Source organism: Cypionkella sp., assembly GCF_028290025.1.
Taxonomy (GTDB): Bacteria; Pseudomonadota; Alphaproteobacteria; order Rhodobacterales; family Rhodobacteraceae; genus Cypionkella.
This window is the reverse complement of record NZ_JAQGKQ010000049.1, coordinates 17,241-36,093: the sequence shown is the minus strand read 5'-3', so window position 1 is coordinate 36,093 and position 18,853 is coordinate 17,241. Positions and strand designations below refer to the sequence as shown.

Sequence of the window (18,853 nt, the reverse complement as noted above, 5' to 3'; positions counted from 1 at the left end):
CACTCCGCTGAATGGCAGCAGCCATAGCATAAGGTTAGCCACATTCGAGTGGAAAAAGTAGCGATTTTTCCCCGTAAACGATGTAATCTGCGTTCTCACCTTTCGTTTTCCCGCTGGACCAGGCCACGGCCCCGCTCTACACCACATCCATGTCCGACGCCGAAGATGATCCCAAGATAGAGCCGATTACCCTTGCCGAGCCTTTGGCCCGCGCGATTGGTGAACGCTATCTGACCTATGCTTTGTCCACGATCATGCACCGCGCCTTGCCGGATGCGCGTGATGGCCTCAAGCCAGTGCACCGCCGGATTCTCTATGCAATGCGGGAACTTAGGCTATCGGCGACCAGTGCTTTCCGCAAATCAGCGAAGATCAGCGGCGACGTGATGGGCAATTATCACCCGCATGGCGATAGCGCGATTTACGACGCGATGGCGCGGCTCGCGCAAGATTTCAACGTCCGCTACCCGTTGGTCGATGGCCAGGGCAACTTCGGCAACATCGACGGCGATAACCCAGCAGCCAGCCGTTACACCGAAGCCCGCCTGACCGCGATCGCCGAAACCCTGATGGAGGGGCTGACCGAGAACGCCGTCGATTTCCGCCCGAACTATGACGGCACGCTCGAAGAGCCCGTGGTGATGCCCGCCGCCTTCCCCAATCTGCTGGCGAATGGCTCGTCGGGTATCGCGGTTGGCATGGCGACCAACATCCCGCCGCATAACCTTGAAGAACTGATCCTCGGTTGCCACGCGATGATGGCTGATCCCGCGATCAGCGATGATGCCCTTGTCGATATCATCCCCGGTCCCGATTTCCCCACCGGCGGCACTATGATCGAGCCGCGCGCGACGATGCTCGAAGCCTACCGCACCGGGCGTGGCAGCTTTCGCACCCGCGCGAAGTGGCATGTTGAGGATTTGGGCCGCGGCACTTGGCAGATTATCATCACCGAAATCCCTTATCAGGTGCAGAAATCCAAGCTGATCGAAAAGCTGGCCGAACTGATCCAGACCAAGCGCATCCCCCTGCTCGCCGATGTCCGCGACGAATCCGCTGACGATATCCGCATCGTGCTGGAACCCCGCTCGCGCACGGTTGAAGCCGATATGCTGATGGCGGCGTTGTTCAAAACTTCGGACCTTGAAGCGCGGTTTAGCCTGAACATGAACGTGCTGATCGACGGGCGGCAGCCGAAGGTCTGTAGCCTGAAAGAAGTCCTGCGCGCCTTCCTCGATCACCGCCGTGACGTGCTGAAGCGCCGCAGCACGCACCGGATGGAAAAAATTGACCACCGCCTAGAGGTGCTCGAAGGCTTCATTATCACCTTCCTGAACCTCGATCGCGTCATCGACATCATCCGCTACGATGATGATCCGAAGGCCGCTTTGATGGCCGAAAGCTGGGGCAAGCCGCACAAACGCGCGATGTCCGAGAAGGATTACGTGCCGCCAAAGCCCGGCGATGGCGAACTGACCGAGGTGCAGACCGAGGCCATCCTAAACATGCGCCTGCGCTCTTTGCGGCGGCTAGAGGAAATGGAACTGCTGGCCGAGCGTGACGCTTTGATGGCCGAACGCGCCGCGCTGGTTGACCTCTTGGAAAGCGATGCTCTGCAGTGGGTGCAGATTGGCGTTGAACTTGACGACATTCGCCGCAAATTCGGCAAAGCCACTGTGATCGGCAAACGCCGCACCGCCTTCGCTGAGGCAGGCGATGTTGAAGAAGTCAGCTTTGAGGCGATGATTGAACGCGAGCCGATCACCGTGGTTTGCAGCCAAATGGGCTGGATCAGGGCGCTGAAGGGCCATGTCGATCTCTCCACCGAGCAGAAATTCAAAGACGGCGACACCGCCCGCTTTGCTTTCCATGCCGAGACCACCGATAAAATCCTGCTGATCGGCGCGAACGGTCGTTTTTACACGCTGATCGGTGTCAACCTGCCCGGTGGCCGTGGCATGGGCGAACCTGTGCGCTTGATGGTCGATCTGCCCAATGATTCCGAAATCGTTGATCTGCAAATCTTCAGGCCCGGTGAAAAGCTGCTGGTCGCCTCCTCCGCTGGCGATGGCTTTGTGGTCACCACGGACGAGGTTTTGGCGCAGACCCGCGCCGGCAAGCAGGTGCTCTCTCTAAGCGCCGGCGCGAAGACTGCGATCTGCCGCAAAGTGGCGGGCGATCATGTTGCCGTGGTCGGTGATAACCGCAAGGTTCTGGTGTTCCCATTGGCAGAGTTGCCCGAGATGGCCAAGGGCAAGGGTGTGCGGCTGCAAAAATACAAAGACGGCGGGCTGTCGGATGCCACCACTTTCGTGCTCGCGGCTGGTTTGGTCTGGAAAGACCCGGCGGGGCGGACCCGGACAGAAACCGAGCTTGCCGAATGGATCGGCGCGCGCGCGACGGCGGGGCGGATGGCACCTCGGGGCTTCCCGCGCGACAATCGCTTCAATTAAGCGACAATCGGCGCAATACTTGGCTGCGCAATCAGCGGGTTTTCGGTATCTCGCAACGTTCGCGCTGCAACCTTCTCCGCATCTTCGGCGGCCCACGTTGATTTCTGCGCGCGTTCGGACAGCTTTTAAGCGGAACCATAACTCCAAATCAGAGTTTCAACCGGGTGTGGGCATAGTGCCACTTGCAACGCGCCACAGGAAATTCATTTTTGGAGGAATAGAACATGGCTAACACCAAGGCGACCTCGGGTTCAGACAACGGGCAGCCACGTGACCAAGACGGTCGCTTCACTGCCAAATCTGAAGGTAAATCCGCCGGGGGCGCGCGTGGCGGCTCATCCTCGAAAGAAAGCAAAAGCAAATCCGCCGATTCCCGCGGCGGTAAAACCTCCGGCGGCTCCAAATAAAGCCGGAGGTGTCGGTCGCTGTCCGTACCCCTAGGCAGCGACCGATTCTTTCAGACCGCTGTGATCTGCCTAACGAGCTGATAACTCAGCATTTCGCGAAACGGTGTCGCGTCTCTACCCGCTCAAATCAACGATTTTGCCAAGCTGCCAAGATATACGCCGCCGTCATCAAATCCAGATGGGCGCCGCCGCCGTTTTTCGCCACAGTGATTTCATCGTCCGAAGTGCGACGGTATAACCCCTTGGCGATATCATAAAAATCCGCCCTGATCTCCGCTTCGGAAATCACTCCATTAGCAATCGGATCGATCAGCTCGCCAATATGGTGCAGGGTGGTCGCACGTGCATCGACAAACACCGAACCGCGCCGCATCACCTCATCGTCCGCCTCGCGCATCGCTGGAGTATAAGCGCCGATCAGGTCTAGGTGCTGGCCCGGCTGCAGCCACTCGCCCCTAATCAGCGGCGTAGTGCTCATCGTCGCGGTGCAAATCACATCCGCCGCGCGCACCGCAGCCGCAAGATCGCTGACCGCCGTCAGGCGCGGATCAGCCGCAGCCATCGCCTGCGCCCCGGCAGCCGTGCGGTTCCATATGCTGAACCGTGCATCGGGGAATAGCGATGCGTAAGCCTCAACCATCGACTTCGCGACCACTCCCGCCCCGACCAAAAGAATGTTGCGGCTGTCTTTGCGCGCGAGTTTGCTGGCAGCAAGCAAGCTGTCGCCCGCAGTTTTCCACTTGGTGACCAAATGGAAGTCCACCAGCGCCTGTAGCACGCCAGTCTGGTCGTCAAACAAAGTCACCACGCCGTTAACTGTCGGCAGGCCCAACTCACGGTTGCCAGCGCAGAGCGTCGCAACCTTCACGAGCGCGCCGAGGCCATCAATCCACGCCGCCCGGTCCAACAGGGTATCTGCGCCACGATACAGGAAAAGATCGTCAATCTCGGCGCGCGGCAGTCGGTGTCCAGCCTCAATCGCCGCGCATAGCCCTGACCATGACAGCAGCGCCTCGGCCTCTGGCCCAACAATTTCAACGCTCATAGACCTGCCTCTTGCATACTTAACAAACCTTCCGCGACCAGCCGCGCCGCCCAGCCCTGCCAGCTTTCAAACTGATGCGTCCGCCACCCGCGCCGCGCCGCAGCTGTGATGTTCTCTGCCTTGTCATCGGTGAACAACAACCTGTCCGGCGCTATGCCGCAATCTTCCTCAACCATCTGATAAATCCGCGAATCAGGTTTGATCACCCCCATCACGCCAGAGACATACAGCTTGTCAAAATCTTGCAGAAAATCCATCTTCGGCGCGGCTTCTTCAAACGAGTAGCGCCCGAAATTGGTCAGCGCGAACACCGGGATGCCCTTGGCCCTCAGCGCCCGCTGCAAGGCAATACTGCCCTCAATCCGCGGCGAGGCGAGTTCGATCCACCGATCATACCACATCCGCACTTCAAGATGCCATTCGGGGTGTCGCTCCGCCCAGTCATAGATCGTCTCGCGGAACAACGCGCCCTCATCGACCCGGTCATTCATTCCGTGCAGATCAACAGCGGCGAACAAAGCCCGGCGTCGATCCTCACCAATCACCCGGTCGTAAAACGCTTCCGGCTGCCAGCGCGTCAGCACATTGCCGATGTCAAATATCACCGCTAGGGGCTGCAACATCCAGATCCTTTTGCTTGCGCACCGTCTCGCGCCACAAAGTATAAAGCCCCGCGCCGCAGATCAGCGCAATCCCTGCCCACGCGGTATGATCGGGGAAAGTGCCAAACACCACCACGCCCCAGAAAATCGCCATCGGCATCCCGATATATTCAAACGGAGCCACCAGCGCGGCTTCGGTCGTCCGGTAAGCCTGTGACATCAGCAACCCGCCTACCCCCACAGCCACGCCCGTCGCCAGAAACGCCCACCAATCACCGACCGGAGGGCTATGCCATGGCCGGAACAAAAACTCCCACGTGCCGCCCGGAGCCTGCGCAAAGCCGCCATCGCCCGCGACCAGCCCAAACGTCGTGCTCACCACGATAAACCCGCATTGCACGAAGAAATTCAACGTCATGGCGCTTTCGGTCCCCCGCATCCGCCGCGTCATCATATGGCTGGAGGCATAGCAGAATGCCGAGATCAGCACCAAAATCGCCGCCGGTTGGATAATCCCCGCCCCCGGACGCGTCATAATCACCACCCCGAGCATCCCCACACCCACCGCCGCCCAGCGCCTTGGCCCGACATGCTCACGCAGAATAAGCGCCGACATCAGCGTCACGAACAGCGGCGCCACAAAGGCCGTCGCCACCGCATCCGCCAAAGGCATCAGCGACAGCCCAACGAAATACGTCACGTTCGACACCATCACGATGCAAACCCGGAACAAATGATCGAGCGGTCGCTTCGTCAGCAGTTGCCGAAAGCCGCTGCCCGAAAACCAAATCACCGCCAAAACGATCGTCATGCCAACAAATGCCCGGATCAAGATCACCTGATGCAGCGCATACGTTCCCGACAATGCCTTGATTGCGAGATCATTAATCGACAGCACGACGCCGCCACCGAGCGCAAAGAAAATCCCCTTAGGAAACTTCGTCGCGGCAAGCTTCGTCGTCGTGTTTTTGGATTGGTCCGACATGCGGCCACCTGACCGCACGGTGCAGCCGATGTCTATCGCAGAGGCGACATCAAAGCTTCGATTGCCGCACAACCCGCTCTAAAACTTCCAAAAACCGACTGCGATCCGCTTTGGAAAATGGCCGCCCGCCGCCTTGCCGAAACGGATCAGCCGAGCGCAAATCCTGCATCAAATCGCGCGTTGCCAGGACGTTGCCGATATTGGCACCGTTCAATTCCTCGCCATTGTGCTTGACGACCTTCGCCCCCGCCGCGACGCATTTCGCAGCCAACGGAATATCCCCCGTCACCACCACATCGCCCACACCGCAAGCCTCGGCGATCCACTTATCCGCCTCATCTGGCCCAGCCGCCACAAACACGCTTTCCACCAGCGGGTTCGCGCTTGGTCTTATGCCGCCATTCGACACCAGAATCATCCGCATGCCGTGCCGCGTCGCCACCCGCTCGGCTTCCGCCTTCACCGGGCAAGCATCTGCATCAATAAAGATCCGCCCCGAAATCTCAGCATTCATGGGCGTGCGAAAACCTGAACCCAATAATATTTCATGGCGTACTTCTGACCTTTCAGTGGCGCATCATCCGCTTGATACACCACCGCAATCCCGGTTTCGGTCAAGCCACAATCCAGAATATTCTTACGGTGTCCCGAACTGACCATCCAGTCCCGCATAATCCCCGCCGACGAGCTTTGCCCCGCACCGATATTCTCGGCCACTTTGCTGTAACGATAACCTTGCGCCTTGACCCGGTTAGAGAACTTGCCGCCATTCTTGCTGGAATGGCCAAAAAAGTTGTTTTGCGCCATAGACTTAGCATGACCGCGCGCCGCTGCCTGCAACTTGGAGCTCGTCGAAAGCGCCGCGCAACCCGCCCCGGCGCGGGCTTTATTCACCGCCAACAACACCTGATTTTCCGTATCACCAGCCCAGACGGGCTGCGCCAATATCGCCAAAATAGCTGCCAGTTTAAGCATTCAGTGCTCCTGCATGAAATGCCACGTGCTCCTCCATGAAAGTGCTCACAAAGAAATAGCTGTGGTCATAGCCCTTCTGCATCCGAAAACTGCCGCCCTGCCGACGCTCGGCCATAGCGCCTGCCAAAGCTTCCGGTTTCAACAAATCCAGAAACTGATCCGACGTGCCTTGGTCGATCAGAATCGGTCCGTCAAAACCCCGTTTCTTCATCAACAGTGTTGCATCATACGCGGCCCAAGTCGCCTCATCTGGCCCAAGATAGGCGAGTAATTGCTTGCGGCCCCAATCAGAGGTTGTAGGCGAGCAGATCGGAGCAAACGCCGAAACGCTGCGGAATCGCCCCGGAAAGCTCATCGCAATGGTTAAAGCACCATGTCCGCCCATCGAATGTCCGGTAATAGACTGCGCCGCTTCGGCCAAGGGAAACGCCTGAAAAAGCTCGCGCGGCAGTTCTTCCGTCACATAATCCCACATGCGGAAATTCTTATCCCACGGGCTTTGCGTCGCGTTGACATAAAATCCCGCGCCCTGCCCCATGTCATAGGCGGCATCGTTCGGCACATCGTCGCCACGCGGGCTGGTATCTGGAAAAACCAGCGCAATTCCAACCTCAGCCGCCCAACGCTGCGCACCCGACTTTACCATCGCGTTCTCATGCGTGCAGGTCAGCCCCGACAAATACCAAAGCACCGGCACCAAACCTTCTTCGGCCTCAGCCGGCAGGAACAACCCAAAGGTCATTTCGCCGCCAGTCACCGCCGAGGCATGGCTGTAAACCCCTTGCACGCCGCCAAAAGCCCGGTTTTCAGATATGGTTTTCATTATGCCCCTCGTTCGGTTCAGACTCAGATTTTAACGCGCCACAAATGCAATCACCGCCGTCACGGTTAACACCGAAAACGCGGTCGAGATCAGAATGGCGGTCGACACACGTTGCGGGGCCACCCCGAAATGCTGCGCCAGAATAAAGACATTCCCCGCCACAGGCAAAGATGCCGCCGCCACCATCACGCCAGCCGCATAGCGCTCCACCGGGAAAATAACCAGCGCGGCCACTGCCACCGCCGCAGGATGCAACACAAGTTTGGCAAAACTTAGCCAAGCTGCCACCTCAAGCCGTTCTGCACTGCGGCCCGCAAGGCTCGCACCAATCGCAAACAGCGCGCAAGGCGTCGCCGCAGCCCCCAGCATCACCATAAACTCATTCGCAGGCGCAGGCAGCGCCCAGCCCGTCGCACCCCAAGCCATCCCCAACACCACCGAGACGATCATCAGGTTTTTCAGCAAGCCCACGCCCAGCACGCGAAAGATGCCCCAAGACATCCGCCCCTCGCGAAAGCCCACCACCAACAGCGTCAGCACAGAGGAAAACACCACCAAATCGACCGCCAGCACCAGCAAAACCGGCCCCACAGCCGCTGGTCCCAGCAGCAGCGTCAGCATCGGAATCCCCAAAAATCCAACGTTACCGATGATGCCGGTATGCGCCTCAAATGCCGCGACTTCTGGCTTGGCCCCGCGCAGCAGCGCCACGCCCACCACCAAACACCAGACCAAAGTTGAGGCGAGCAGGTAAGCGCAGACAAACGCCCAAGAGAAAATCTCAGCCAAATCCAAATTGGCCGCAAAGCCGAACAGCATCGCGGACAACGCGAAGTAAAACACGAACTTCGTCAGATAAGCCGTTGCCTCAGCGGTGAAAAACCGCACCCGCCCCGCGCCATAGCCAAGGCCAATCACCGCAAAGAACGGCAGGGTTTTCAGGAAAATCGCCAGCATAAGCTCAGAGTTTCACGCCGCCCCGCCAGACACAAGGCCACGAGCGCAAGGTTTTCGCATCGCAATGCAGCGCAGGCCGCCTGCGCAAACCTTAACAATCTATGAATGACCCCCAACTAAGTCATTGATATTGCTAAGCCACCCAATCCGCCACACGTGGACACGCCCTCAACCACTGCCGATCAACACCCCCGTCGCAAACACCAAAGCCCCACCCAGCACCACCTGCAAAGCCGCCCTCAAAAACGGCGTCTCCATATAGCGGTTCTGAATCCAGGCAATCGCCCACAATTCCACAAACACCACCACCATCGCAATCGAAGTCGCGGTCCAGAAATCCGGGATCAGATACGGCAACGCATGACCCAAGCCCCCCAAAGCCGTCATCACCCCACTCGCCAAGCCCCGTTTGAACGGCGAGCCCCGCCCCGACAGCACCCCATCATCATGCGCCGCCTCGGTGAACCCCATCGAGATCCCCGCCCCCAAACTCGCAGCCAGCCCCACCAGAAACGTCGTCCAAGTATTCTGCGTCGCAAAAGCCGTCGCAAATATCGGCGCCAACGTGGAAACCGAGCCATCCATCAACCCAGCAAGCCCGGGCTGCACCCAAGTCAGGATAAACTGCCGCTTGGCGACTTTATCCTCTCCCGTCCGCACGTCCGGGCCGACCAGATCAGCCTCCAACCCCTCAGCGTGCCGCTCATGCGTGGCCTCCGCCGCCGCCAAATCCCCCAGCAGTTTCCGAGTGGCCGCATCCCCCGTCCGCGCCGCCGCCCGCAGATAAAACTCTGCCGCATCATGCTCCATCGCGCGCGCCTCGTCACGAATTCGCTCCAGCCCGAGATTCTCGGTCAGCCAAACCGGACGCCGCGCGAAAAATCCCGCCACATGCTCGCGCCGGATTAGCGGAATCATCGAGCCAAACCGCGCCACATGCAGATCAATCAGCATCTGCCGGTGGCCGTCCTCTTCAGCCGCCATCTCATCAAACATCGCCGCCGAGCCCGGATACGCACCGCGCAAACCATGCGCAAACGTCCGATAAATCCGCGCGTCATCCTCCTCGGATGAAATCGCCAGCGCCAATACCTCCTGCTCCGTCAACTCCGCGAACCGCCTGCGGTGAGAAATACCAATGCCCATATCAGCCTCATTCTGGAATGATTCTAATATGGGGCATTTCCAGCGAAGGCCAAGCAGAAATCACATAGTGTACCAAGCCGTTCAGATTTTATTGCCATAATGTTCGAATCTGTCCATAAATTTGAACCGCTCAGTTCAGAACATCCCCGACATTAAACGCCTGTCCGTTACACTGATGCTTAGCCTTGCCGCCGCTACACAAGCTCGGCAATTTCTGTTAATGTAATCCTGCTCGATTTGAGATTCCCGCCAACCGCCACAGCGCAAGACCCTGCGCATCCCGGCAAGTGACCAACCGCTTGCCCGCGCCCCCGCTGCCGCTGTAGACTGCCAACAGGGGGACAAAAATGGGTGCCAAGCCGCAGCTTATAGTTAAGGGTCGCAAGTTCGATCAGGTGCTGGAAGGCGCGCGCAATGTATTCATGCGCGACGGGTTTGAGCGCGCCTCTGTGGACGACATCGCGCGCGAGGCTGGGGTCTCAAAAGCCACACTTTACGCCTACTTTCCCGACAAACGCCTGCTTTTCCTAGAATGCGCCAGCGCCGAATGCCGCAGGCAAGCCGCCGATGCCGAATCCCACATAGACCCGAACGCGCCGATTGCCGACGTGCTTCGGCTCGCTGCAGAACGGATCACCGCGTTCATGCTGTCCGAATTTGGCCAGCGCATTTACCGCGTCGCCGTCTCAGAATCTGAGAATTTTCCCGCAATCGCGCAAGAGTTCTACCATTCCGGCCCAAAATTGGTGCAAGGCCGCATCGCCGAAGCCCTGCGTTGCGCCGTCGAACGCGGCGAGGTCGCCATCGACGACATCCCGTTTGCCGCCGCGCAGTTTGCTCAGTTGTGCAAAGTCGATATTCAGGATCGTCTGATCTTCGCCCCAGCCCCCTGCTGCACGCCGCAGGACACCACACGCGTCATCGAAGGTGCGGTCGCGATGTTCATGGCACGTTATGGAGTGAAGGTTTAGGCGGCGTAAGCCGAGCGGGGTGAGCAGGTCCGAGAGAGCAATCCCCTAACCGTTTTCTCGCAGCACACCCCCCGCAAGATATAGCGACCCGCAGATCAACACCCGCGCATAAGGTGAGACTGAAACCACTGCGGTCAAAGCCTCGGCCACCGAACCCGCTACCACCGCGTCAATCCCGACAGAACGCGCCGCCTCTCGCGTCACTTCGGCAGGCAGAGTGTTCTTCTCGCCCGGGATAGAAACCGCGTGCAGGCGCGTCACATGCGGCGCGAGCGGCTGCATATAGCCCCGCACATCTTTTGTGTTAAGCATACCGCAAATCAGATGCGTCTCACGCGCAGGCATCCGTGCCAAGGTCGCAGCCACCGCAGCGCCGCCCGCCGGATTGTGGCCACCATCGAGCCACAACTCGACATTCGGGGCGCTTTCAACCAGCGGCCCTACCCGCAGGCGCTGCATCCGCGCTGGCCAATACGCCTTTGTGACCGCAGCTTCGCACGCCGCCTGATCTTTGCCCAACGCTCGCAACGCCGCAATCGCCGCTCCAGCGTTTTGGATCTGAAACGGCCCCGGCAAATTCGGCAACGGCAAGTCCAGCAGCCCGTTTTCATCCTGATAGATCAGCCGCCCGCGTTCTTCCCACGCGCTCCACTGCTGACCAAACGCCAGCACCGGGCTGCCCAACCGCGCCGCGCGCGCCTCAATCACCGCCATACCCGCATCTTCTTGCGGGCCAACCACGCACGGCACGCCACGTTTGATGATCCCGGCTTTTTCGCCCGCGATTTCGGCCAAAGTTTCACCCAGATACTGCTGATGGTCGATCGATACCGGGGTTATCACCGTTAAAACCGGCTTGGCGACGACGTTGGTCGCGTCCAAACGCCCGCCTAACCCCACTTCGAGCAATGTGTAATCCGCCCTCACGCGGCTAAATGCCAAAAACGCCGCACAGGTGGTGATCTCGAAAAACGTGATCTCATCCGGGCCATTCGCGCGCACACATTCGTCGAGCAAAGCCGTCAACGCATCTTCGGAAATCAACTCGCCCGCCAGCCTGATCCGCTCATGAAACCGTGCCAGATGCGGCGAGGTATAGGCATGTACCAGCGAACCGCCCGCCTCTAACCCTGCCCGGATCATCGCTTGGGTCGAGCCTTTGCCATTCGTCCCGGCGATATGAATAACCGGAGGCACCGACCGCTCCGGGTTGCCCAAGGCGGCCAACAACCGCTCCACCCGGTCCATCACAAGGTCGATCACCTTGGGATGCAGCGTCATCATCCGTTCTAGGACGGCGTCAGAGCTCACTCTTTGACCTCAGCCGCCTCAAGAATATCGCCCGGCGGCGGAAGATCGCCCTTTACCGCAGGGGATTGGTTCATCAGCATCCGCAGGATCGTCACCAATTCCTCACGCAGCGCTTTACGATGAGTGACCCGGTCCAGCATGCCGTGATCCAACAGATATTCGGCGCGCTGAAAACCTTCTGGCAGTTTCTCGCGGATGGTTTGCTCGATCACCCGCGGGCCTGCGAAACAGATCAGCGCGTTCGGTTCGGCAATCTGCACATCGCCGAGCATCGCATAAGACGCGGTCACCCCGCCCGTCGTCGGGTGGGTCAAAACCACCACATAGGGCAGGCCCGCCTCTTTCAGCATCTGCACCGCCACCGTGGTGCGCGGCATTTGCATCAAGGACAAAATCCCCTCCTGCATCCGCGCGCCGCCCGCTGCCGAAAACAGCACCAATGGCCGCTTCAGCTGCACCGCACGCTGCGCCGCCGCGATAATCGCGTTACCGACATACATCCCCATCGAGCCAGCCATAAAGCTGAAATCCTGCGCCACTGCGATGATCGGCGTGCGGCCAACTTCGCCCTCGGCGACCAGCATCGCCTCCCGCTCTCCGGTGGTTTTCTGCGCGGTTTTCAGGCGATCGGGATATTTCTTCTGGTCGCGAAAATGCAGCGGATCAACCACGGGCTCCGGCACTTTAACCTCAACGAACACGCCCACATCAAACAGCCCAGTAAATCGATCACGCGGGGAAATCGCCATGTGATGATCGCATGAGGTGCAAACGTTCAAATTTGCCGCAAGTTCGCGGTGAAACAGCATCGTCCCGCATTCCGGGCATTTCGTCCAAAGATTCTCGGGCACCTCGCGGCGCGAAAATAGAGAGTTGATCTTCGGGCGGACGTAGTTGGAAATCCAGTTCATCGCCTGTCCTGCGGTAACATCGGTCTACCGTCAGATAGTCCGAGGAGGTCGGAAATGCAATCGCTGCCACGCCGCAATGGCACGGCGTCGCAACCCGTTGCTGTCAGTCGCCGTCCGCGGCAGAATGCTCAAGCGAGATCCAGCCAAACCTGCCCATTGCGATAGCCGCCCGCAATCACATGCCCGGGCTGGCTGATTTCGGGATGTGTATCGGCCCAATCGCGGAACCGATCATTGCTGACGATGCGCGCCCCCAGCGCCTTTGCAGAGGCCAAGATAACCGGATCGGCAGGCGTACCCTTATCGACAACCATCACCCGATCTGCCGGCAGTCCCAACAGCTTACCCAAAGCGTAGTCGTGCTTGTAGCGCCCCATCAATTTGTAACCGGCATTGGCATCAAACACCACGCCGGGCGCATAGCCTGCGTGAACCAGTTGGCTTATCACCGCTTTCACAGCCTCAATCTGCGGCACACCGTCTTTCCAATGCATCACGTTCGAGCCATCGACCACCACATAGTTCGGCTTTGCGCGCGCAAACAAACCGCGCCGCGGCGGCCCCGTTTCGGTCCGCATTGTGCGGTCAAATGCCGTGCGATCCGCTGCGCCAAGCCGCAGCCGCGCTTGCGATAAGATCCACAGGCCAGCCAGCAAAGCTGGCCCAGTCAGCATCACAAAATCTTGCCAGCCGGGCAACGCAACCGCCAAGGCAAGCCCAACGACGGAGATTAAACACAACAGCAGCGGCACGATCATTGCGACACCCAAAACTCAACGCGGCTTTCTTCAGACGTGATTACGCCCGGGACTTCGCCGCCAATCCCCACTTAAGTGCCGATTCATTAAAACATCGTTACCAATCAACAGCGTCTGCCCAATGCCACAATCGCCCGACGCTGCGACCAACTTTACCGCTTTGGGCGCAGATCAACGATCCGCACCGCCTTGCCATCGCTACGCGGCACCGACCCCGGCACGCCTGCGCTGACCTCGACGTTAACGCCCAAAATCTGCCGGATGCGCTTATGCAGCCCAAGCGCCAGTCCCTCATGTGCAGCCATTTCGACGCCCACGGCAGCCTCAACTACCACGCGCATACTGTCCATCCGACCATCGCGGCGCAACTCGATCTGAAAATGTGGCGCCAAACCCGGATGCGCCAGCACCTGCTCTTCAATTTGCGAAGGAAACATATTCACCCCGCGCAGGATTATCATATCGTCACTGCGGCCCCTGATACGCTCCAGCCGCCGCATCGACCGCGCCGTGCCGGGCAACAGCCGGGTCAAATCCCGCGTCCGATACCGCACAATCGGCAACGCCTCTTTGGTCAGAGATGTCAGAACCAGCTCCCCATAGGCGCCATCAGGCAACACCGCGCCGCTTTCAGGATCAATGATTTCGGCCAGAAAATGGTCTTCCCACAGCGTCAGACCATCTTTGGTTTCCACGCATTCAATCGCTACTCCCGGCCCGATCACCTCGGACAGCCCAAAGCAATCCAGCGCATGCATATCGAAAGCGTCCTCAATCTCGGCCCGCATCGCATGGGTCCACGGCTCACCGCCAAAAATCCCCACCCGCAGCGGGCTTTTGCTCGGATCGCGGCCCTGCGCACGATATTCATCCAAGATTGACAACATATAAGACGGCGTCGAGCCGATGGTGGTCGCGCCAAAATCTTCGATCAGCGTCACCTGCCGATGCGTCACGCCCCCGGAAACCGGCACCACTGTGCAGCCCATTCTCTCAGCGCCATAGTGAAAGCCAAGGCCACCGGTGAACAGACCGTAACCAAACGACAAATGCACCACATCACCGGGCCGGGTGCCGCAAGCCCGCATAGAACGCTCCATCAGATGCGCCCAAGTGTCGATGTCTTTCGCCGTATACCCCACCACGGTCGCCTTGCCCGTCGTTCCCGATGAAGCATGCAACCGCACCACTTTTTCGCGCGGCACCGCGAACATGCCGAACGGATAATTCGCCCGCAGATCAGCTTTGGTGGTGAAGGGAAACCGCGAGATATCACTCAGTTGGCGCAAATCATCGGGATGCACACCAGCGGCTTTGAAAGCCGCATTGGCGTGCGCCACGTTGTGGTAGGCGTGCGCCAGCGACCACTTCAGCCGACTAAGTTGCAGCGTCTCTATCTGATCGCGTGAGGCGGTCTCGATAGCTTCAAAGCTGCGCGGATCGGGGGAAAGATCAAGCATGGACTCTCCTCGCCTTGGCGGCGCTATAGCTGCGGATATACTGACTTACGCCAACAATCTGGCAATCTGATGGCAAACGCGCGATAGCCTCGGTGCGCTACGTGGCCGGTCCTCGCGTGCAACTGCAAAGCGACATCGGCATTTTTGTCCAAGCACCCCGGCTATTTAGAGCATCCAGTGCCTTCAAGCTGCGGCTGCCTGCTTCAACAGCCAATCGCAGAAAAGTTGCAGCGATGGTCGCAACAACCCCGGACGTGTCACCAAAAAATAGCCCTCGCCACCCCGATCTTCGTGTAACAAGCGCAACCGCCCCGCTGCCAGATCGGCTTCGACAAAGATGCGGACCGCGATCGCCACCCCCTGCCCATCCCGCGCCGCATCCAACAGCAGTGAGCCGGGCATTGAGGTCATGCCAGCACCAAACGCGCGCTGCAAGCCGTGCTTATCCAGAAATGCCGTCGCCTCTGAGGTGCCAAGTTCTTGCAGCCATGGCAGCTTCTCTAGATCGGCCAAGCTAAAGGCCGCGCCCTCTGGCACCAATTTCGGTGAGGCCACCACCACAATGCTTGAGCGCAACACCCGCCGGGCAACCAGCCCCGCCCAATCGCCCTTGCCATAGCGCACACCCAGATCAGCCTCGCGGCCGATATCACGCGCGGCAGCCGTCGGGTCGATCACCAGATCAATGCCCGGATAGCGCGCACGAAAATCGGCCAACCTCGGCAACAGCCATCCCGCCGCAAATGTCGAAGTTGTGGTGATCCGAAGCACCCGTGCCGCATCCGCCCCGGTCAGGTCTTCAATCGTGCTGGAGATCGCAGAAAAGCTGGCGTGCAGACTTTCGGCCAGCCTACGTCCCTCCGCCGTCAACCCCAACCGCCGCCCACCACGCTCAACCAAGGCCAGACCCATATGTGCCTCAAGAGCGCGGATCTGCTGACTGATCGCGGCATGGGTGACGCCAATCTTTGCACCAGCTTCCTCTAGCCCGCTGGCCTGTGCAAAAGCTGAAAACGCCCGCAGAGCGGACAGCGGTGGCAGTTTTCGCCAATCCGTCATGGAAGCTCACCTTACATGAAAACACCGTTGCTGCTTTGAAATATGCGGCATTAGAAGCGACATTGCTAGCATGAAGCAACGTAAATAGGAGAGTTCGATGTTAGGTATTCTTGCAGCAGCCTTTGGCTATGCCACCCGCACCGATACCCGTACCAGCCGCGAAAAAATCGTCGAGCAACGCCGCTTGGAAGAAGAATACTTCTGGCAAGGTCGCAAAACTTTGCCCAGCGAGTGGCCAGATCATTGATCGCTGTCACCGATCCGCCCTCGGTATAAGCCGAGGGCGGCGTCCGGATCGTATGCGATGCGCTGACGCCGCCGCTAAGGCGCTAAAGCGGCACGGACTTGATCCGCCTAAGAAAACGCCCCATGTTGAAGCACTAAGGTCAAGGCAGTGCGCTCTACCGCACTCTGTGGTTGCATCTTCGCACAGCCAAAACCGTAGCACATCCAGTGGGGAGACCGAGTGATGGACTACAAAACCATTCTGACCGTTCTAAGCAGTTCCGCAGACGCAAAACGCACCATAGCTTGCGCCGCGCGCGTTGCCCGCGCCCAAGACGCGCATCTTGAGGTGCTGGTATTGGGCGTTGATCGCACGCAGATGGGCTATTCCTATTTGGGCACCGAAGCTGCGCTGGTGCAGGTTGGCATCGACCGCGCCGAGGCCGATATCAGCGCGCTGCAAGCAGAGGTCACCGCCGCTTTGGCCGCTGAGGGCAGCGATCTGCGCTATTCCGTTGAAACCGAAATCAGCCAACTTGGTGCGATCAGCGATCTGGTCGCCCAGCATGCCCGCTACGCCGATCTCGTGGTTCAGCCCTTGCCCTATGGCGCCAATACCGGTTCCGAGGCCGAAGCAGTGGTTGAAGCCGCTTTGTTTGAGGGCAAGGCCGCGGTGCTGGTGCATCCCGTCACTGGGCCTGGGCAAAACGTGCAACCCAAACGCATCGTGATTGCATGGAACCAGACGGCCGAGGCGATGACCGCCGCTCGCCGCGCCATGCCCCTGCTCAAGGCTGCCGAACTGGTCAATATCGTGATGGTCGATCCGGCCAGCAGCGCAGCGGCGCCCGCAGAGCCTGGCGCGTTACTGTGCCAGATGCTTTCCCGCCACGGTGTGCGCGCGGAAGTATCGGTGCTGGCCCGCACATTGCCACGCGTTGCTGACGTTCTAAACCAGCACGCCCGCGACCAGAATGCCGATCTGTTGGTGATGGGCGCTTACGGCCATTCCCGGCTGCGCGAGGCTATTTTGGGCGGCACCACCCGCTACATGCTGGAAGGCGCGCTCGTCCCGGTACTGATGGCCCGGTAGCCCAAGCTGACGCCAAAACGCAATCGGACAAACAAAAACCCCGGTCACTTCGACCGGGGTTTTTTCAACTATAAATCAGCGGCTAAAGATCAGCGACGCACGTCGGCGTCTTCATCCTCTTCTTCGTCATCATCATCATCATCGCCGTGCGGCAGGTTGAAGAAGCTATCGGCGTCCGAGAAATCTGCAGGCTTTTCTTCCTGTTCTTCACGGGTGAACTGCGCGATACCCGACGGCATCTTGGCCTCAGTATCCATGCCCAACGACTGCTCGGTCGAGACCAGCTTGCGCCGCTCATCATCCGTCATAACCGAGCCTTCAGCCGCTTTCTTACGCACAGCAGCTTGCACAGCCGTATCCAGCTCCGACTGTTTGCAAAGCCCCAACGCCACCGGATCAATCGCGGTGATATTGTTGATGTTCCAATGCGTCCGCTCACGAATAGCTTGGATCGTTGGCTTGGTGGTACCAACCAGCTTGCCAATCGCGCCATCCGACAATTCGGGGTGAAACTTAACCAGCCACAGAATTGACGCCGGACGATCCTGACGCTTCGACAATGGCGTATAGCGCGGTCCGCGACGTTTTTCCTCGCCCACCGCACTCGCGTTAAACTTCAGTTTCAGCTTGTACAGCGGGTCTTTTTGGCCGCGCTCAATCTCAATCGCGTCCAACTGGTTGTTGCCAACCGGATCGAAACCCTTCACGCCGGTCGCCACATCGCCATCGGCGATGCCCTGCACTTCCAATTCGTGCATGCCACAAAACTCCGCGACTTGGCGGAAAGTCAGCGTGGTGTTGTCCACCAGCCAAACGGCGGTCGCTTTAGACATCAGGGGGCGAGACATAGCGCAATCCTCTAGAGCAATGCCCGCGAACAGGCGGGACTTTACAAATCTCCCCCGAGCCGGGAAAACGGCTGCGACCGAGGCCGCGAAGTTTTCGTTTTCAGGGAATTCTTGGCCCATATAATGCGGTTTTAGGTAAAGGGGAAGTGGTAATGCGTCAACTGGCCTTGGTGCTCGCGGCGATTTGTCTGGGTTTCGCCGCAAAGGCGCAGGGCGACAAGCCGGGCGATTTCGACTTTTATGTGATGTCGCTGGGCTGGTCGTCAAACTGGTGCGCGTTGGAAGGCGATAACCGCCGCGACCCGCAATGCGACGCCGGGCGCGGCCTGACATGGACGCTGCACGGGCTATGGCCGCAATATGAACGCGGCTACCCTGCGAATTGCCGCACAGTTGAAAACGACCCCAACCGCGGCGATTCTGCCCAAATGGCCGATATCATGGGTGGGGCGGGGTTAGCCTTCTACGAATGGAAAAAACACGGTCGCTGCTCCGGTCTTTCCGCCAAAACCTATTATTCCACGATGCGCAAAGCCTACAATTCGGTAGTGATCCCGCCGATTTTCGCCAAAATTACCAAAGATCTGCATGTGCCAGCCTCAGTGATCGAAGATGCATTCTCCGAGTCCAACCCGCACATCGCCCGCGATCAAATGACCATCACCTGTAATCAAGGCATGATCCAGGAACTGCGGATTTGCCTGACGAAGGACTTGAAGCCAAGGCGCTGCGGCGCGGACACAATCAAAGATTGCAAGCTGAAAGACGCGGGACTTGAGGCTGTGAGGTAGGTGCAGCTTATCGCGTCCCTATCGGGAAAGCGG

The 18,853-nt window shown here is 59.1% G+C and carries 20 protein-coding genes; 6 read left to right on the top strand and 14 right to left on the bottom strand.

The window, feature by feature from the left end; genetic code table 11:
- Positions 1-149 precede the first annotated feature (149 nt).
- Both JWS10_RS06985 and JWS10_RS06980 read left to right on the top strand, forming a co-directional pair.
- The gene (locus tag JWS10_RS06985) at positions 150-2,453 is read left to right on the top strand and encodes a DNA topoisomerase IV subunit A (protein ID WP_299505767.1); all 2,304 of its coding nucleotides are present in this window, start codon (positions 150-152) and stop codon (positions 2,451-2,453) included.
- Between the two features lie 224 nt (positions 2,454-2,677).
- Positions 2,678-2,860: a hypothetical protein gene (locus tag JWS10_RS06980; RefSeq protein WP_299482350.1), complete on the top strand. Its 183-nt coding sequence runs from the start codon at positions 2,678-2,680 to the stop codon at positions 2,858-2,860.
- Positions 2,861-2,987: 127 nt separating this feature from the next.
- Here JWS10_RS06980 and JWS10_RS06975 read toward each other — a convergent pair whose 3' ends face one another.
- The 8 genes from JWS10_RS06975 to mbfA form a co-directional block, all read right to left on the bottom strand.
- On the bottom strand, positions 2,988-3,905 hold the full coding sequence (locus tag JWS10_RS06975; RefSeq protein WP_299505764.1) for an ornithine cyclodeaminase: 918 nt from the start codon (positions 3,903-3,905) through the stop codon (positions 2,988-2,990).
- The gene (locus JWS10_RS06970; protein ID WP_299505845.1) at positions 3,902-4,525 is read right to left on the bottom strand and encodes an HAD family phosphatase; all 624 of its coding nucleotides are present in this window, start codon (positions 4,523-4,525) and stop codon (positions 3,902-3,904) included. The genes JWS10_RS06975 and JWS10_RS06970 overlap by 4 nt, the downstream gene beginning before the upstream one ends.
- Positions 4,500-5,492, bottom strand: coding sequence for a DMT family transporter (locus tag JWS10_RS06965; RefSeq protein ID WP_299505761.1), 993 nt, complete (start codon positions 5,490-5,492; stop codon positions 4,500-4,502). The genes JWS10_RS06970 and JWS10_RS06965 overlap by 26 nt, the downstream gene beginning before the upstream one ends.
- A gap of 49 nt (positions 5,493-5,541) precedes the next feature.
- Positions 5,542-6,006, bottom strand: a complete 465-nt coding sequence (locus JWS10_RS06960) for a YaiI/YqxD family protein (protein ID WP_299505758.1) — start codon at positions 6,004-6,006, stop codon at positions 5,542-5,544.
- Positions 6,003-6,467: a CAP domain-containing protein gene (locus JWS10_RS06955; RefSeq protein WP_299505755.1), complete on the bottom strand. Its 465-nt coding sequence runs from the start codon at positions 6,465-6,467 to the stop codon at positions 6,003-6,005. Before JWS10_RS06955 ends, JWS10_RS06960 begins: the two co-directional genes overlap by 4 nt.
- On the bottom strand, positions 6,460-7,290 hold the full coding sequence (fghA, locus tag JWS10_RS06950; protein ID WP_299505752.1) for an S-formylglutathione hydrolase: 831 nt from the start codon (positions 7,288-7,290) through the stop codon (positions 6,460-6,462). Before fghA ends, JWS10_RS06955 begins: the two co-directional genes overlap by 8 nt.
- 30 nt (positions 7,291-7,320) lie before the next feature.
- Positions 7,321-8,247, bottom strand: coding sequence for an AEC family transporter (locus JWS10_RS06945; protein WP_299505750.1), 927 nt, complete (start codon positions 8,245-8,247; stop codon positions 7,321-7,323).
- Between the two features lie 168 nt (positions 8,248-8,415).
- Complete coding sequence (gene mbfA / locus JWS10_RS06940; RefSeq protein ID WP_299482370.1) at positions 8,416-9,393, bottom strand: iron exporter MbfA; 978 nt, start codon at positions 9,391-9,393, stop codon at positions 8,416-8,418.
- A 347-nt stretch (positions 9,394-9,740) separates the two neighbouring features.
- Between mbfA and JWS10_RS06935 the strand changes: the two genes are divergently transcribed.
- Positions 9,741-10,364 carry a TetR/AcrR family transcriptional regulator gene (locus JWS10_RS06935; RefSeq protein ID WP_299505748.1) on the top strand — a complete coding sequence of 208 codons (624 nt, stop codon included), beginning with the start codon at positions 9,741-9,743 and terminating at the stop codon, positions 10,362-10,364.
- A gap of 45 nt (positions 10,365-10,409) precedes the next feature.
- Here the strand turns inward: JWS10_RS06935 and JWS10_RS06930 are convergent, their stop codons facing one another.
- From JWS10_RS06930 to JWS10_RS06910, 5 genes are all read right to left on the bottom strand, one after another.
- Complete coding sequence (locus JWS10_RS06930; RefSeq protein ID WP_299505843.1) at positions 10,410-11,648, bottom strand: folylpolyglutamate synthase/dihydrofolate synthase family protein; 1,239 nt, start codon at positions 11,646-11,648, stop codon at positions 10,410-10,412.
- Between the two features lie 23 nt (positions 11,649-11,671).
- Entirely contained in the window at positions 11,672-12,586 is a 915-nt protein-coding gene (accD, locus tag JWS10_RS06925) for an acetyl-CoA carboxylase, carboxyltransferase subunit beta (protein ID WP_299505746.1), read from the bottom strand.
- Positions 12,587-12,714: 128 nt separating this feature from the next.
- Entirely contained in the window at positions 12,715-13,344 is a 630-nt protein-coding gene (locus tag JWS10_RS06920) for a hypothetical protein (protein ID WP_299483273.1), read from the bottom strand.
- A gap of 152 nt (positions 13,345-13,496) precedes the next feature.
- On the bottom strand, positions 13,497-14,804 hold the full coding sequence (locus JWS10_RS06915) for an AMP-binding protein (protein WP_299505744.1): 1,308 nt from the start codon (positions 14,802-14,804) through the stop codon (positions 13,497-13,499).
- Between the two features lie 183 nt (positions 14,805-14,987).
- Positions 14,988-15,863: a LysR family transcriptional regulator gene (locus JWS10_RS06910; protein ID WP_299505742.1), complete on the bottom strand. Its 876-nt coding sequence runs from the start codon at positions 15,861-15,863 to the stop codon at positions 14,988-14,990.
- A gap of 97 nt (positions 15,864-15,960) precedes the next feature.
- On the opposite strand from JWS10_RS06910, the gene JWS10_RS06905 reads away from it, so the two are divergent.
- Positions 15,961-16,110 (top strand): hypothetical protein, encoded by a 150-nt coding sequence (locus JWS10_RS06905; protein ID WP_299505741.1) that lies wholly within the window; start codon positions 15,961-15,963, stop codon positions 16,108-16,110.
- 222 nt (positions 16,111-16,332) lie between these two features.
- The gene (locus tag JWS10_RS06900) at positions 16,333-17,181 is read left to right on the top strand and encodes a universal stress protein (RefSeq protein ID WP_299505740.1); all 849 of its coding nucleotides are present in this window, start codon (positions 16,333-16,335) and stop codon (positions 17,179-17,181) included.
- A gap of 89 nt (positions 17,182-17,270) precedes the next feature.
- Here the strand turns inward: JWS10_RS06900 and JWS10_RS06895 are convergent, their stop codons facing one another.
- Positions 17,271-18,029, bottom strand: a complete 759-nt coding sequence (locus JWS10_RS06895) for a cell cycle transcriptional regulator TrcR (protein ID WP_299483283.1) — start codon at positions 18,027-18,029, stop codon at positions 17,271-17,273.
- 152 nt (positions 18,030-18,181) lie between these two features.
- On the opposite strand from JWS10_RS06895, the gene JWS10_RS06890 reads away from it, so the two are divergent.
- Positions 18,182-18,820, top strand: coding sequence for a ribonuclease T2 (locus tag JWS10_RS06890; protein WP_299505737.1), 639 nt, complete (start codon positions 18,182-18,184; stop codon positions 18,818-18,820).
- Positions 18,821-18,853: the final 33 nt, after the last annotated feature.

Coding starts and splice junctions, on each gene's coding strand:
- JWS10_RS06980 (WP_299482350.1), top strand. CDS start 2,678: ATGGCTAACACCAAGGCGACCTCGGGTTCAGACAACGGGCAGCCACGT.
- JWS10_RS06985 (WP_299505767.1), top strand. CDS start 150: ATGTCCGACGCCGAAGATGATCCCAAGATAGAGCCGATTACCCTTGCC.
- JWS10_RS06900 (WP_299505740.1), top strand. CDS start 16,333: ATGGACTACAAAACCATTCTGACCGTTCTAAGCAGTTCCGCAGACGCA.
- JWS10_RS06945 (WP_299505750.1), bottom strand. CDS start 8,247: ATGCTGGCGATTTTCCTGAAAACCCTGCCGTTCTTTGCGGTGATTGGC.
- JWS10_RS06915 (WP_299505744.1), bottom strand. CDS start 14,804: ATGCTTGATCTTTCCCCCGATCCGCGCAGCTTTGAAGCTATCGAGACC.
- JWS10_RS06920 (WP_299483273.1), bottom strand. CDS start 13,344: ATGATCGTGCCGCTGCTGTTGTGTTTAATCTCCGTCGTTGGGCTTGCC.
- JWS10_RS06890 (WP_299505737.1), top strand. CDS start 18,182: ATGCGTCAACTGGCCTTGGTGCTCGCGGCGATTTGTCTGGGTTTCGCC.
- JWS10_RS06910 (WP_299505742.1), bottom strand. CDS start 15,863: ATGACGGATTGGCGAAAACTGCCACCGCTGTCCGCTCTGCGGGCGTTT.
- JWS10_RS06930 (WP_299505843.1), bottom strand. CDS start 11,648: ATGATGACGCTGCATCCCAAGGTGATCGACCTTGTGATGGACCGGGTG.
- accD (WP_299505746.1), bottom strand. CDS start 12,586: ATGAACTGGATTTCCAACTACGTCCGCCCGAAGATCAACTCTCTATTT.
- fghA (WP_299505752.1), bottom strand. CDS start 7,290: ATGAAAACCATATCTGAAAACCGGGCTTTTGGCGGCGTGCAAGGGGTT.
- JWS10_RS06960 (WP_299505758.1), bottom strand. CDS start 6,006: ATGAATGCTGAGATTTCGGGGCGGATCTTTATTGATGCAGATGCTTGC.
- JWS10_RS06895 (WP_299483283.1), bottom strand. CDS start 18,029: ATGTCTCGCCCCCTGATGTCTAAAGCGACCGCCGTTTGGCTGGTGGAC.
- JWS10_RS06905 (WP_299505741.1), top strand. CDS start 15,961: ATGTTAGGTATTCTTGCAGCAGCCTTTGGCTATGCCACCCGCACCGAT.
- JWS10_RS06975 (WP_299505764.1), bottom strand. CDS start 3,905: ATGAGCGTTGAAATTGTTGGGCCAGAGGCCGAGGCGCTGCTGTCATGG.
- JWS10_RS06935 (WP_299505748.1), top strand. CDS start 9,741: ATGGGTGCCAAGCCGCAGCTTATAGTTAAGGGTCGCAAGTTCGATCAG.
- mbfA (WP_299482370.1), bottom strand. CDS start 9,393: ATGGGCATTGGTATTTCTCACCGCAGGCGGTTCGCGGAGTTGACGGAG.
- JWS10_RS06955 (WP_299505755.1), bottom strand. CDS start 6,467: ATGCTTAAACTGGCAGCTATTTTGGCGATATTGGCGCAGCCCGTCTGG.
- JWS10_RS06965 (WP_299505761.1), bottom strand. CDS start 5,492: ATGTCGGACCAATCCAAAAACACGACGACGAAGCTTGCCGCGACGAAG.